The organism is Rhizobium atlanticum (assembly GCF_030182485.1).
In the GTDB taxonomy this organism is placed as follows: Bacteria; Pseudomonadota; Alphaproteobacteria; order Rhizobiales; family Rhizobiaceae; genus Rhizobium.
The window spans coordinates 85,960-99,903 of the sequence record NZ_JAQJCJ010000012.1 but is presented as its reverse complement, the minus strand read 5'-3'; the positions used below and the strand labels follow the sequence as shown (position 1 = coordinate 99,903).

The 13,944-nt window shown below is 61.5% G+C and carries 13 protein-coding genes; 6 read left to right on the top strand and 7 right to left on the bottom strand.

Features of this window, described 5'->3' with window-relative positions:
* The first annotated feature begins 120 nt into the window (after positions 1–120).
* On the top strand, positions 121–822 hold the full coding sequence (gene ctrA, locus PH551_RS18390) for a response regulator transcription factor CtrA (protein ID WP_007533606.1): 702 nt from the start codon (positions 121–123) through the stop codon (positions 820–822).
* A gap of 211 nt (positions 823–1,033) precedes the next feature.
* Here ctrA and PH551_RS18385 read toward each other — a convergent pair whose 3' ends face one another.
* Both PH551_RS18385 and chpT read right to left on the bottom strand, forming a co-directional pair.
* Entirely contained in the window at positions 1,034–1,396 is a 363-nt protein-coding gene (locus PH551_RS18385) for a response regulator (RefSeq protein ID WP_285194137.1), read from the bottom strand.
* 118 nt (positions 1,397–1,514) lie between these two features.
* Positions 1,515–2,162 (bottom strand): histidine phosphotransferase ChpT, encoded by a 648-nt coding sequence (chpT, locus tag PH551_RS18380; RefSeq protein ID WP_085780171.1) that lies wholly within the window; start codon positions 2,160–2,162, stop codon positions 1,515–1,517.
* A gap of 194 nt (positions 2,163–2,356) precedes the next feature.
* Here chpT and PH551_RS18375 point away from each other — a divergent pair, with 194 nt between their 5' ends.
* Positions 2,357–2,944, top strand: coding sequence for a DUF1134 domain-containing protein (locus PH551_RS18375; protein ID WP_285194135.1), 588 nt, complete (start codon positions 2,357–2,359; stop codon positions 2,942–2,944).
* A 116-nt stretch (positions 2,945–3,060) separates the two neighbouring features.
* Positions 3,061–4,221, top strand: a complete 1,161-nt coding sequence (locus PH551_RS18370; protein WP_285194134.1) for a coiled-coil domain-containing protein — start codon at positions 3,061–3,063, stop codon at positions 4,219–4,221.
* Between the two features lie 3 nt (positions 4,222–4,224).
* Here the strand turns inward: PH551_RS18370 and PH551_RS18365 are convergent, their stop codons facing one another.
* A complete protein-coding gene (locus PH551_RS18365) occupies positions 4,225–5,046 on the bottom strand; it encodes a TrmH family RNA methyltransferase (RefSeq protein WP_221113565.1) in 822 nt (273 codons plus the stop codon).
* 6 nt (positions 5,047–5,052) lie between these two features.
* Positions 5,053–5,436, bottom strand: a complete 384-nt coding sequence (locus tag PH551_RS18360) for a hypothetical protein (protein ID WP_085779203.1) — start codon at positions 5,434–5,436, stop codon at positions 5,053–5,055.
* 41 nt (positions 5,437–5,477) lie between these two features.
* Here PH551_RS18360 and PH551_RS18355 point away from each other — a divergent pair, with 41 nt between their 5' ends.
* Both PH551_RS18355 and rpoH read left to right on the top strand, forming a co-directional pair.
* The gene (locus PH551_RS18355) at positions 5,478–6,503 is read left to right on the top strand and encodes an RluA family pseudouridine synthase (protein ID WP_285194132.1); all 1,026 of its coding nucleotides are present in this window, start codon (positions 5,478–5,480) and stop codon (positions 6,501–6,503) included.
* Positions 6,504–6,692: 189 nt separating this feature from the next.
* Positions 6,693–7,601 carry an RNA polymerase sigma factor RpoH gene (gene rpoH / locus PH551_RS18350; RefSeq protein WP_085779205.1) on the top strand — a complete coding sequence of 303 codons (909 nt, stop codon included), beginning with the start codon at positions 6,693–6,695 and terminating at the stop codon, positions 7,599–7,601.
* Positions 7,602–7,897: 296 nt separating this feature from the next.
* Here the strand turns inward: rpoH and PH551_RS18345 are convergent, their stop codons facing one another.
* Complete coding sequence (locus PH551_RS18345) at positions 7,898–10,384, bottom strand: hypothetical protein (protein ID WP_285194129.1); 2,487 nt, start codon at positions 10,382–10,384, stop codon at positions 7,898–7,900.
* Between the two features lie 60 nt (positions 10,385–10,444).
* Positions 10,445–11,743: an adenylosuccinate synthase gene (locus tag PH551_RS18340; RefSeq protein WP_085779207.1), complete on the bottom strand. Its 1,299-nt coding sequence runs from the start codon at positions 11,741–11,743 to the stop codon at positions 10,445–10,447.
* Between the two features lie 192 nt (positions 11,744–11,935).
* Between PH551_RS18340 and PH551_RS18335 the strand changes: the two genes are divergently transcribed.
* A complete protein-coding gene (locus PH551_RS18335; RefSeq protein WP_183699076.1) occupies positions 11,936–12,853 on the top strand; it encodes a DMT family transporter in 918 nt (305 codons plus the stop codon).
* A gap of 2 nt (positions 12,854–12,855) precedes the next feature.
* On the opposite strand, the gene PH551_RS18330 is transcribed toward PH551_RS18335, so the two are convergent.
* Positions 12,856–13,704, bottom strand: coding sequence for a GNAT family N-acetyltransferase (locus PH551_RS18330; RefSeq protein WP_285194123.1), 849 nt, complete (start codon positions 13,702–13,704; stop codon positions 12,856–12,858).
* Between the last annotated feature and the right edge of the window lie 240 nt (positions 13,705–13,944).

The following is a 13,944-nucleotide window of genomic DNA, read 5'->3' as shown; positions in this document are numbered from 1 at the left end:
TCCTTGCCAGAGTGAATTAGAATTTGTTAACCATTTCGTGGCAGCTTCCAAATCACGTAGCTTGTTCGGGTAGCGTGTTGGGGGCCAGACCACCTTTCGGCGGCGGTAAAGGGGATAATTATGCGGGTACTTCTCATCGAGGATGACAGCGCTACGGCGCAGAGCATCGAATTGATGCTCAAATCAGAGAGTTTTAATGTTTACACCACCGATCTCGGTGAAGAAGGCGTCGATCTGGGCAAGCTGTATGATTACGACATCATCCTTCTCGATCTGAACCTGCCCGACATGTCCGGATATGAAGTGCTCCGCACTCTCCGGCTTTCCAAGGTCAAGACACCGATCCTCATTCTGTCGGGCATGGCAGGCATCGAGGACAAGGTTCGCGGCCTCGGCTTCGGCGCCGACGACTACATGACCAAGCCGTTCCACAAGGACGAACTGGTCGCCCGCATCCACGCTATCGTTCGCCGCTCCAAGGGTCACGCCCAGTCGGTCATCATGACCGGCGAGTTGATCGTCAATCTTGACGCCAAGACCGTCGAAGTCGGAGGCCAGCGCGTCCACCTGACGGGCAAGGAATATCAGATGCTGGAGCTGCTGTCGCTTCGCAAGGGCACCACGCTCACCAAGGAAATGTTCCTGAACCACCTTTACGGCGGTATGGACGAGCCGGAACTTAAGATCATCGACGTCTTCATCTGCAAGCTGCGCAAGAAGCTCGCCAACGCCGCCGGCGGCGCCAACTACATCGAAACCGTTTGGGGCCGTGGTTACGTTCTTCGCGAGCCGGATGGCACGGAATATGCGGAAACCGCTTGATCTTCCGATCCCCCTTATCGGATGATGAAATCCCGCCCTTTCGGCGGGATTTTTCGTTTGTACCGCCGGCGCTGCCGTCGCATTAGAGGAAGCCCGCTTGATCTGGTCGAATAGGCTGATGTCCAGGAAAAGCGCAGCGTCAGCCGGAGCCCGGCGGCGCTTTCGGCACTATGCTCAGGGACTGCCGATGCGGCCGGGAAGAAAGCTGCTGTCAGGCAGCAATCGCGCGGTTTCCGAAAACCGCGGTTAGGATCTTACGATCGAACGGCTTCAGCAGGAAATCGGTGGCGCCGGCTCGTTTACCCGCCATCAGCTTCTTTAGATCCGCCTCGATAACGCAGTAATAGATCTTGACCTCTTTGCCACCGTCCATGGCGCGGATGGCCGCGATGAGCTCGAGCGCACCTTCCATGCCGGAATCGACGATCAGGTATTCCGGCAACTCTGTCTGGCAGCGCTGCAGCGCCTCGGCGGCATTGGAGGCCTCGCTGACGAGAAAGTCGAGTTCGGAGAGAATGCGCTTGCCGACCTTACGGACAATATCCGAATTATCGGTGATCATGAACCTTTGCATGACTACTCCTTTCCCCGCATTCGTCGTAACGAGGGGCCTTCCACAACCTAAGAGAATAGGTCCATCAGGCTAAGGAATCGTTACCAGACGGGCGAGTGCATGCTGCTGCACCCGAAAATCAGACCGCAGCAACCGTCGCCGTAAACACCAGTTCGTCCGGGCTTGCGCTGTGGTCAAGCGTCATTCCGCACTCCTCGGCCAGAAGCACGGCGTAGTAGGGCTGGATCGAATGGGCGTCGATCGCTTCCTCGATCGTGCCCGTCGATATCTCGACGAATTTCGGCGGCAGACGCATCAACTTGCCTTTCGCCGTCAGCGTGAACTTGGCGTCGAATTCGGGATTTTCGAGCGTTACCTCGAGCACCCCGCCGCGCGGAATCGCCGAATAGGCGACGAGGAAGAGGTTGAGCAGCAGCTTGACGCGGTTCTTGGCGACGATGGCACGCGGTCCATTCCAGATCACCTCGGTCTTCTTCTCGGCGAGTGCAAAATCCTTCGCGGCCCGCTCGGCCTCGCCGGTATCGATCGAGGCCCCGACGGATCCGGAGGCGCCGAAGGCGAGGCGCGCGAATTTCAAACGGACTGAAGCGTTGAGCGCACTGGTGCGGATCAGATCCATTGCATCGGAATCAGCGCCACCTTCATCCAAGAGTTCCAGGCCGTTGTTGATCGCGCCGACGGGCGAGATGACGTCGTGGCAAACGCGGCTGCAGAGAAGCGCGGCCAGATCCGGGCCGGACAGGGTGAGGTTCGGGTTCTTGGACATCATCGTCTCCTGAAAGGCGGCAATCTCATCGCGCCCGCAAATATGCTTCATCAAAATTGCGCGAAGTTTGCGATCGTATTCGGTGCCATAATGACACCATATTTGGTAAACCGATTGTTAAGATCATCGGCGCAAAATGCAGCAATCGACGCGAGCGGGTGCCCGCTCCAGCCAAACGACGAACGGATGACATCATGCGCCCTCGATTTCCGCACCGATTCATTGGCTTCTGGAGGTTGCTTTCGGCCCTCGTCTTCTCCTCGCTGGTGATTGCCGCGCCGGCCGCCGCCCAGAACAACGGGCAGTATACGATGCAGGAAATCATCGATACCGGCCACTCCTTCTTCGGCTCCGCCAGTGGCGGCCTTGCCAAGGTGGTCGAGAGCGCCTTCCAGAAATACGGCCTGCCGAACGGTTATATTCTCGGGCAGGAAGGCGGCGGCGCCTTCATCGCCGGTCTCACCTACGGCGAGGGCCAACTCAACACCAAGAACGCCGGCGAGCATCCGCTCTACTGGCAGGGCCCGTCTCTCGGCATCGATTACGGCGGCCAGGGTTCGCGCGTCATGATGCTGGTTTACGACCTGCCCTCCATCGACGGCATCTATGCCCGCTTCGGCGGCGTCAGCGGCTCGGCCTATGTGATCGCCGGCTTCGGCATGACGGTGCTGAAAAACAATGACGTGCTGGTTGTGCCGATCCGCACCGGCGTCGGCGCCCGCCTCGGGGTCAATGTGGGTTATCTCAAGATCACCCAAGCGCCGACCTGGAACCCCTTCTGAGGCCGTAAAGCGGCAGGAATCGGCAGGCGCCGGCATCGGCGGCCTTGCCATGCGTGCCATGCCTCTTTAATCATCGCGGCTGACCCCGCATTAACTGTCGAACCGATGGTCGCGCCGTGATCGAATACGCTCTCTTGTTCGGATTGGGCTTCCTGACTGCGGCCTTCCTCGTCTTTCTGGTTTCACCGGCCGTTCACCGCCGCATTGTCTGGTATACCGAGAACCGCCTGAAGGCGACAATGCCCCTGAGCCCGCAGGAGGTTCGCGCCCAGAAGGATATGGTGCGCGCGCTTCATGCCGCCGAAAATGCCCGCACCACCCAGGACCTTCTGCGTGAGCGCGAGAAATCCCTGTCTCTCCAGCTGCGCCACGACGCGCTCGCCGTCGATGCCGGCAGGCTCGCCGCCGAGATTGGCGAATTGCAGGCCCAGATCGGCGAGATGCACGTCGAGGCGGCCGAGCAGCGCTCGCACCTGCGCAAGGATGAGAGCTATATCAGCCAGCTGAAGACCAATCTGCATATTGCCGAACAATCCGCCGCCAACAAGGAGGCCGAACTGACGGCAATGCGGACGCGGCTGAGCAAACTCAGCGAACAGGCCGACGGGCTGAGAATCGATCTCGCCGCGCGTGAGACCGAAGCGGAAAGCCTGAAATTCCGCGCCAACGCGCTGCGCGACGAACGCGACACCTTGCGCCAGGACGTCAACTTGCTGCAGAAGCGGGCTAGGGATGTCGAGCAGAAACTGACGCAGCAGCAGCATTTGGTGATCCGCCTGGAGGACAAGGCTGCGCGCGAAAGTGCTTCCGCCTCCGAGAAGGAAACGCAGCTCGCCCGCCGTCAGCAGGAGATCGCCAAGTTGAAGGAGCAGTTGAAAGCCGCCAATGCCGAGATCCGCAAGATCAACCGGGTGCTGCGCGACGCCGGCCTGGCCAAGATAGCTGCGGAACTACCGACGGAACTGACAGTCGAAGACACGACCACATCCGTGCTCGACATGGCCGCTGTGGCGGCTGAGATAGGCGAGGATGTCCGCAAGCGCAGCGCCGCCCTTGCCGAACGCTTGCAGAAGGTAAAATCCGTCACCGGACGCGATGGCGCGATCCGCGAGGAGATCGCCTCGATCGCCGCCAACATGGTGGCGCTGACCGCACTCAACGAAGGCCCTTCGTCGCCGATCCGCGCGCTACTGCCGGATGCCGGCAACAAAAATCCGAGCGATCGCGTCAGTCTTGCAGACAGGGCGGCCGCCATCATCGCCAATCCGCTGCGTTAAAGCTCATAGCCGCCCCATGGCGGAGGCCATGGAAAACAATGCGATCCCTGTCGCAGTTGCCGCGTTGAGACTATCGAGCTCGTCCGATTGGGGAATGCGCGCGCTCTGAAAACGCGCCAGCAGCGCCTCCGGCAAGCCCTCCCCCTCCGTGCCGATGACGAGCGCCATGCGTGCCGCAGCGGGAATGGCGCGGATGTCGGTCTTTCCGTGCGGCGAAAGCGTCCAGATGGCAAAGCCCCGTTGGGCAAGCGTCAGGAGCAGGTCCAGCGCCTTGCCGCCGCGCCGGTGCGGAACGCTAAGCACCGAGCCGACCGACACACGTAACGCCTTGCGATAGAGCGGATCGCAGCAGGTTTCGTCGAGCAACACGGCATCCGCCCGAAAGGCAGCAGCATTGCGAAACATCGAGCCGGCATTGTCGTGGTTGGAAATGCCGCAGCCGACCAGCACCAGAGCCCGTTCCGGCAATGCGTCGAGAAGTGCCGCCTCGCCGCGGTCCTCTCGCTTTCCAAGGGCGAGAACGCCGCGATGCAGATGAAAGCCAACGACACCATCGAGCACTTCGGCCTCGGCGACATAAACCGGCACACTAGCCGGAAACCGTTCCAGGATGGATTGCAGGCCGTCGACGCGATTGCGCAGGAGCAGGATTTTCTCGGCCGAGAAGCCGCGACGTGCCGCATGCGCCTCGGCGAGCATGCGCAGCACGACAGTGCCTTCGGCGATAAAGCGGTTTTCCCGGCCCGTCAGGTCACGCTCTCTTATATCGCGAAACTCGGCGATGCGTGGATCGTTGGCGCTGTCGATGACGATCGGGGCGGCCATACCGCCTCAATTTCCCCCGACGGTGACGTCGGCGACCGTGCGGCCGGTCCTCAGATCGAATACCAGCGCCTTCCTCGTGCCTTCAACCGTTTCTCCATAGAACAGCATCTGTCCCGCCGAAAACGAGGTGGACTGCACCTTGAACCCGAGAGGCAGGGAGAGGCTCGCCGCAAGCGGTGCGTCCGCAGGCACGCCGGAGGCTGCGGCAGTGGACGCAGTCTCCTTGGGCTCGCGCATCGTCTTGTAGACAACGGCGCCGAAGACCGCCATAAGGCTGACGAACATGATGGCGCCGGAAACAATCTGCAGGCGGACCATCTTGCGCCGGACACTTTCCATCGCCGGATCAAGGGGCTTCTCTTCCTGGTCGTCTGGCTCGATTGCTGTCATCTGTGCGTTCCGTTCTAAAAATACGTCGGAGAAGAAGCGTCTTGAGCGACCCCTTTAAACAAGCAGCCGGCATTAGAAAAGTCCTGACCGCCGATGAAACCGCCGAAGGCCGGCTCGACGCCTGGCTGACGGCGCAGGTCGGTGAGGATTTTTCCCGTAGCCGCATCAAGGCGCTGATCAAGGAGGGGCTGGTTTCTTTGAGAGGCGAGCAGGTTACCGATCCGCAGCGCAAGGTGCGCGTCGGCGACAGCTTCGAGATCACCCTGCCCGAGCCGGAGGACCCGACCCCAAAGGGTGAAGATATCCCGCTCGACATCCTGCATGAGGACGATGACCTTATCGTCATATCGAAACCGGCGGGTCTGGTCGTCCATCCCGGCTCCGGTAACTGGACAGGAACGCTGGTCAACGCGCTGATCCATCATTGCGGCGATACGCTCTCAGGCATCGGCGGCGTGCGCCGTCCCGGCATTGTCCATCGTCTGGACAAGGACACGACAGGCGTCATGGTCGTCGCCAAGAACGACGTCGCCCATCGCCACCTCTCGCTTCAATTTGCCGACCACGGCCGCACCATGCCGCTGGAGCGGGCCTATCGGGCAGTCGTCTGGGGCCGTCCCCGCACTCTGTCGGGAACAATCGATGCGCCTCTCGGCCGCGCCACCGGCGACCGCACCCGCCGGGCCGTCAAGCGCCCCGACAGCCAGGATGCGGACGCGGCGATCACCCACTACGAAGTAATCGAGCGCTTCCAGGAAAACCCTGACGCGACCGCGCTCGCTTCGCTGGTCGAGTGCCACTTGGAAACCGGTCGCACCCATCAGATCCGCGTGCACATGGCCCATATCGGTCATCCGCTCGTTGGCGACACCGTTTATGGCGCCGGCTTCAGGACCAAGGCCAATCTTCTGCCCGAAGAAATCCGCAAGATCGTCAACGGTTTCGGCCGTCAGGCACTGCATGCCTTCATGCTGCAATTCGAGCATCCCCGCACCGGCGAACTCATGCATTTCGAAGTGCCGCTGCCGGACGATATGATGAAACTGGTCGAAGCTTTGCGACGATAAAGGCGGTCCGGCATACCGCTCTCGCCGCCTCACACCTGCGTGAGCAGCACCTTGAACCGCCGTTTCGCCATACTTATCTGTATATAGACTTAGTGCGGGCTTGGAACAAAAGCCGCACGTCCCGGTTCGCCTTTTAACGCGGGGGCGCGTTTCCATCGGGAACCGGAATTCACTTTAGGAGGGTGCAATATGGCCCGAAATACCTTGCCGTCCATTACCGCCGGCGAAGCCGGTCTCAACCGTTATCTCGACGAAATCCGCAAGTTCCCCATGCTGGAGCCGCAGCAGGAATATATGCTGGCCAAGCGTTATGCCGAGCATGGCGACCGCGACGCTGCCCATAAGCTCGTCACCAGCCATCTTCGCCTCGTCGCGAAGATCGCGATGGGCTATCGCGGCTACGGCCTGCCGATCGGCGAAGTCGTCTCCGAAGGCAACGTCGGTCTGATGCAGGCCGTCAAGAAATTCGATCCCGAACGCGGCTTCCGCCTCGCCACCTACGCCATGTGGTGGATCAAGGCCTCGATCCAGGAATATATCCTGCGGTCGTGGTCTTTGGTGAAAATGGGCACGACGGCCAACCAGAAGCGCCTGTTCTTCAACCTGCGCCGGCTGAAGGGCCGCATCCAGGCGATCGACGACGGCGACCTGAAGCCGGAGCACGTCTCGGAAATCGCCACCAAGCTGAACGTCTCGGAGGAGGAGGTCATCTCGATGAACCGCCGTCTCTCCGGCGACGCTTCGCTGAACGCGCCGATCAAGGCGGCCGAAGGCGACAGCGGTCAATGGCAGGACTGGCTTGTGGACGACCACGACAGCCAGGAAGACGTGCTGATCGAACAGGATGAGCTCGAAACCCGCCGGCGCATGCTGGCGAAAGCGATGAGTGTTCTGAACGAACGCGAGCGCCGCATCTTCGAAGCCCGCCGCCTTGCCGAGGATCCGGTGACGCTGGAGGATCTCTCGGCCGAGTTCGACATCAGCCGCGAACGCGTCCGCCAGATCGAAGTCCGCGCCTTTGAAAAGGTGCAGGATGCTGTCCGCAAGGAAGCCCTGGAACGCGCCAAGGCCATTCGCGTCGTCGAAGCCACGGCCTGAGAGAACTGAACTGACAGTTGGAAACGCCACCTTCCGGATGCGGGAGGTGGCGTTTTTGTTTTGTGGCGGGCGATGCCGGCAGGAAGGACGTTGAAGGGCGTGCCGTGCAGCCCCCTCATCCGACCCTTTGGGCCACCTTCTCCCTCTGGGGAGAAGAGGAGAAGCAAGCTGCTCGCCCTCATTTCCAAAAGGAATGCTTTAAGAAAGACAGGACGCTGCCACGATTCCCTTCTCCCTCGCGTGGAGGTGCCGGCAGGCGGATGAGGGGCCGGTGGCACAACGCACCGAGAACCCACTCACTGGCTCGTCGAGACATCCCCGAGTGCAGTCCATTCCTTGATGGCTGTATTGAAGGCATCCGTTCCCGTACCACCCTTCTCCATCGTCAGAAGCGCACGGCGGCCGTTGCGGTAGGTGATCGGAATATCGATCCAGTTGCGGGTCGACAGCAGATCGAGATTGGCCTTGCGCGCATCGGGATAGTCGTTGAGCGCGATCATGTGAAAATCATCCGTGATCTTGGCCGGAACCGCGATCAGCGCATCGCCGCGATCCTGTTCGGTGCGCTTCATCGAGATGCGCTGGACGCTTTCGATGCTGCCGCCTTCAAAATTGGGCGGCACCGAAAAGACGATCTCGACGAGATGGCTCGCCGGAAGCGACGGATCGGAATTGCGCTTGAAGGTGACGAGAGCCGAGAGGTTGCGCTCGGGAACGGTGACATTGCCTTGTACCGTCGCCTCCTGCCGGCCGTCCTGGCCAGCCTCGTGTTGGACGGTCCAGACGACCGTTCCCTCGATCGCCGTCGGCGAGCTCTGGCCGATACGCTCCTCATAGAGGAACATTTTTTCCGACGAACCAACCGGCGCAGCCTGCTGCGGCGATGCCGCAGGACCGTTGGGCGTCAGCGTTTCGGGCGGGGCCGCATCGCCTTGCGCGCTGGCCGCCGGCGTATCGGCCGCCGCGACGTTCTGCTCGGCCACCGATTTTCCTTCAGCCGTCGGCGTTCCCGGCACCGTCGCCGGGCCGCTGTCGACTTCGGTCCCGTCGGAAAGCAGTCGTTGCGTGAATTTGGAATTGGCCGCCGCGCCGTCATTGTTCAAGGACGCTACTTGCTGGTTAGGCTGTGCCGGCGCCGGCGGCGTATTCTGTGCTTCTGGTGCGGCTGGCTGGGCTGGCGTCGGCGCGGGCTGGGCCGGCGTCTCGGAGCCCGCCGGCGTCATTGCCGCCTCGTTCCTCGTAGCCTGCGACGGTGCCGAACTGACAAGCCCATCGACCATCGCCACCAGCGCTTCTCTGTTCACCCAGCCGGCATAGGCGCCGCCACCGATCAGGATAAGCGCGAAGAGAAGAGTAATTATCGTGCCGATGCCGAAGCGGCGGCGCTTCGGTTCCATGCGGAAATTCTTGCCCTGCAGCTTCGAGGCGACGATCTGATCGATATCCATCGTCGGGTTGGCGTCGTCATCGTCAGTGGCGATCGGGCCGCGGCGGTCATAGCCACGCAGCGCCTTCGCTTCGCGCCATGCCTCGCTCGGCGCGCCGGCGGGAGGTGTAGGCTTGCCGTCGTGCACCTCCGCAAAGATATCAACGTCGTCGAAATGCGAGGACACCGGCGTCTTCTTATCGGTGCCCGCCTCGATCGGCGGCAGGTCGTCGAAGGCAGCCTTCTCCCAGGAGAAAGCTTCCTTGGCGGCCGGCATGACAGCGGCGGGCGCCATTTTTTCGAGGCTCGATATCACGTCTTCGAAGGCACGCGCCGAAGCGTCAGCGGTAACCGGCACCGTTTCCGAATATTGCCGGAGCTCCTCTTCGGCCCATTCGGTCTCCGCATCCTTGGGCGCCGGAGCCGGCGTCTCGACGGCAGGCTCGGCCCAGACAGGATCGAAATGTCCCGCAGCATCCGCCTGCAGCGGCTGCTCGCGGCTATGTTCGACGAATTCCTGGGCACGATTGAAATCGGCGACCGGCTCCACGAGCCGGTTGGATGCATGCTCTAGGCCGCGTGTGATCGGCTGAAACGACTCGATGGGCTCGTAAGCGGCCTCGGCCTTGGGCTCATGGCTTTCCGCCATCGCCGGTTCGGCCGCGATCTCCTCGGCCTCCACGGGATGCTCTTCATCGGCACGATGCTCGTCGGCTTCCTCGTAGGCATGATCGGCAGGTGGCGTTTCGAAGCCGTGATGCTCCGGCTGCATTTCTTCGGCGGCGACGTCACGCGCCTCGCCGGCATGCCATTCCTCGGCCGGAGCCTCCTCCTCATGCGAGGGATGCCAATAGGTCTCGGCGGGTGCAGCTGTCTCAGCGGAAACAGGTGTTTGTGCGGCCTCAGCTTCCGCGGAAAGCGGCTCCTCGGCCGCGACCTCTTCCTCAGTTTCCTGCCGTGTGTCAGCTTCCTGGTGATCCGGCTCATGGGCGGCGTCGGCCGTCGCCGGTTCCACATCAGCTTCACCGGCCGGCTCGCCGACAGCAGTCTGGGGCGCAGGCGGCAAGGTGCTTTCGTCAGGAACCGCTTGTTCTTCGAAGGTTTCCGGCGCAGCACCGGCGCCGGCCGTCTCCTCGAGGGGCAGCGCTTCGGAGTGTTCAGCCTCCACTTCGCGGATGGCGGCCTCGAGCTTTTCGAGCTGGCGTTGCAGCATGGCTTCCGGCGGACGCGGCTTCATGTTCTCGAGCTGCCGCTGCACTGCGCCGCGAGCACGTTCGTAGACTTTCACCCGCATCTCGGGGGTGTTTTCAGCCAGGCCGTCGACGGCCCGCCGAATAACTGCAATAAAATCCGCCATTCTTACTTTCTCAAGAAGTCCGGCCTTCTGCCGAACTGTCCTCCACAGTGGGCCGTGACCTTAATCCTCAAACGGATCGGTCACAAGTATCGTGTCGTCCCGCTCCGGGCTGGTGGAAAGGAGCGCGACCGGCGCCCCGATCAGTTCCTCGACTTGGCGAACATATTTGATCGCCTGTGCCGGAAGATCCGCCCAGCTGCGGGCGCCGACGGTCGATTCCTTCCATCCCTCAAGCGTGACATAGATCGGTTCGACCCGAGCTTGCGCTCCCTGGCTTGCGGGAAGATGATCAATCTGTTCGCCGTCGAGCATATAACCGACGCAGATCTTCAGTTCCTCGAGACCGTCGAGCACATCGAGCTTCGTAAGCGCGATGCCAGTAATGCCGTTGGTCGCAACCGACTGACGCACCAGTGCCGCGTCAAACCAGCCGCAGCGGCGCTTGCGCCCTGTCACGGTACCGAACTCATGCCCCTTCTCACCCAGGAACTGGCCAATTTCGTCGGTCAGCTCCGTCGGGAACGGGCCTTCGCCGACGCGTGTCGTATAGGCCTTGGTGATGCCGAGGATATAGCCGAGCGAGCCTGGCCCCATGCCGGAACCGGCCGCCGCCTGGCCGGCCACGGTGTTGGAGGAGGTCACGAAAGGATAGGTGCCGTGATCGATGTCGAGCAGGCTGCCCTGCGCACCTTCGAACAGGATGCGGGCGCCCTTGCGGCGCTCCCTATCAAGCAAAAGCCAGACCGTGTCGCGGAACGGCAGCACCCGATCGGCGATCGAGGTGAGCTCGTCCATGATCGCCTGGTGGCTGATCTCGGCGACGCCGAGGCCGCGGCGAAGCGCATTGTGATGCGTCAGGATACGGTCGACCTTGCCGGAAAGACTGTCGAGATCGGCGAGATCCATGACCCGGATGGCGCGGCGGCCGACCTTGTCCTCATAGGCCGGACCGATGCCGCGGCGCGTCGTGCCAATCTTGGTGCCGCTGTTGGACGCGGCATCCTCGCGCATCGCGTCGAGCTCGCGATGCAGCGACAGGATGAGCGTCGCATTGTCGGCGATGCGCAGATTGTCAGGCGTAACCGTCACGCCCTGCGCCTCCAGTCGGCCGATCTCAGCGATCAGCGCATGCGGATCGACGACGACGCCGTTGCCGATCACCGCCATCTTGCCGGGACGCACGACGCCGGAGGGCAACAGCGAGAGCTTATAGCTCGTGCCGTCGATGACGAGCGTATGGCCGGCATTGTGGCCGCCCTGATAGCGCACGACAATATCCGCACGTTCCGAAAGCCAATCGACAATCTTGCCCTTGCCTTCGTCACCCCATTGCGAACCGACCACGACTACGTTCGTCATCCAACTCTTCCTGTTACCGGCGGAAAACCGCGCACCTGCTCAAACCCGCGCATCTATAAAGCTTTGTTTTTGGGAAAGCGACCCTGTTGTCACAGACGATTGGGCTTTTTACGTGACAAATCAGCAGCCGGCAGTCTATTTCCCCTGGGAAAAATCCGAACTTCGATCGCAAGAAGACGAGGAAGAACGCTCTTGCAAGCCACGGCCTATATCTGCCTCGTCATCGCCACCCTCTGCTGGGGCGGCAACTCCGTCGCCGGCAAACTCGCGGTCGGCCATATCAGCCCAATGATGCTGACCTTTCTGCGCTGGTTCCTCGCCGTCGCGTTCATCGCCATTATATCTGTGCCGCAACTGAAGAAGGATTGGCCTGTGGCGAGGAAAAACCTGCCGCTGCTTCTTTGCTACGGCGCCATTGGCTATACACTCTTCAACGCCATGCTCTATTCGGCGGTGCAATATACAACGGCGATCAACGTCGCCATCGAGCAAGCCGGCATTCCGATGCTGATCTTCCTGTTGAATTTTTTCTTTTTCCGCACTGGCATCTCGCTGGCGCAATGTCTCGGCTTCGGCATGACGCTGATGGGCGTGGCGCTGACCGCCGCCCATGGCGACCTCGCCACGCTGCTGCAGCTGCAGCTTAACCGCGGCGACGGGCTGATGCTGATCGCTATTGCCGCCTATTCGCTCTACACGATTTTCCTGCGCTGGAAACCGCCGGTCGACTGGCGCACGCTAATGGCCTTCCCCGCCCTCGCCGCCATGCTGACCTCGCTGCCGCTGCTTCTCTGGGAGATCGGCCGCGGCGCTGCGCAGTGGCCTGACCAGGCCGGCTGGAGCATCACCTTCTATACCGCGATCTTTCCCTCATTGCTGGCGCAGATCCTTTATATCAAAGGCGTTGAGGCTATTGGCGCCAACCGCGCCGGTCTCTTCATCAATCTCGTGCCGGTATTCGGAACACTGCTTTCCGTCGTACTGATCGGAGAAAGGCTTCAGTCCTTCCATATGGTAGCGCTGATGCTGACGCTCGGCGGCATCGCAATCGCCGAAAAGGGCCGGCCGAAAGCGTCCGCTCCCACCGTGCCCGCCTCGCCCGTGGATTAGGCTTAACCAAGCTCCAGCGTCGTCACGCCGAAGACGTGTTTCAGCGGGATCGACGGGGCGGGTCCTCGATACATCCGCATGGCCTCGAACACCGGCTGAAGACCCATGCCTTCGGCAAGTGCAATCGCCTCGCGATTCTCGGCGGGGATATCGATGAAGATCTGAGCGCCCTTTGCCTCGGGGATCAATCCGGCAAGCAGCGCCGCGGCGCTGTCTGCATCGTTGGCGAAAAGCGGGCCGATCTTGTAGCCCTCGTAACAGCGGCGAATCGTGCCGTAACCGCGGATCTTGTGGCTTTTGCGGACTACGGCCGTACGCCGCCCCTTGCGGCTGGTGCACCAGGCGGCGAGGAAGGCATCCCGCGGCTGCGGAAAGATCGCCGCATCATAACGCTGCAGCCCTTCCAGGCGTGAATCCAGCACCGGCTGCGCGACAAGCGTGGAGGCCGGCAAAGAGGAGGCAACACCGCCGTAACGAATGGTGGAATAGGCGGGCTCGAAGCCGGCCTTGCGATAGTTCCCCTGCTGCGCGGCAACGCCGTCGAGACCGATCGTCCGGCCTTCCGCCGTGGCAATTCCCGCTTCCCAGATCGCCTTGCCGTAACCCTTGCCGCGGAAATCCGGGTGGACGATGTAGAGGCCTAGAAAGGCGAAGCTGTCGCCATATTTGACGACCGAGATCGAGCCGACGGGGACTTCACCGATAGAGCCGACGAAAAATCCCGACGGATCGGCTTCGAGGAATGCAAGCGAATCGTCGAGACCCGGATTCCACCCCTCCTGACGCGCCCATTCGAGCACGAGTTCCAATTCGCCGGGCCGCATCGAACGAACGGCAAATTCCGAATTCATGCGACCTTCCCAGATTGAATGTCCCGCAAGTCGATCCCGCCAACGGCAAAGCAATTTTCAGATCACCGCCACCGATCGCACCGGACGAACGATGGAGAAGCCGCGCCGATGGTCTTGACCACGCGTATAATCGTTTTCGATGCAATGCAGTAAGCTTCGTTTCCGCATTACCATGAAACAATGCCGTTGCAAGCTCAAGAAAATTACTTGGCGCCCAATAACTTCCGGCGCGGATAAATG